The sequence below is a fragment of the Bradyrhizobium sp. Kon10 genome (assembly GCF_055807395.1).
On the sequence record NZ_JBVVOZ010000425.1, the window covers coordinates 1 to 233 of the forward strand.

Annotated in this window: 1 protein-coding gene; it reads right to left on the minus strand. The window is 50.2% G+C overall.

Features of this window, described 5'->3' with window-relative positions; translation table 11 throughout:
• Nucleotides 1-38: 38 nt before the first annotated feature.
• A partial coding sequence (locus AC0L2O_RS37610; RefSeq protein WP_473373298.1) for a hypothetical protein occupies nt 39-233 on the minus strand: 195 nt, incomplete at its 5' end.

Sequence of the window (233 nt, forward strand, 5' to 3'; positions counted from 1 at the left end):
GCAACGACAAATCTTGAGGGGCGGCACCTTGGACGAGGCTATCGACGCCCTAAGGCCAATGCTTGCTGAACATCACTCATGCCGGTCAGATGATAAATAGTGTTTCGCCAGTGTCGGGGTTGGTGGCTTGTTAGCCTAATCGGAGTGCCATCGGATTCGGTTAGTAAACGACGCGAAAAAATGGACGCATATTTTTCATCGTCACCTAACGCGTGATTGATATCCACGATGCT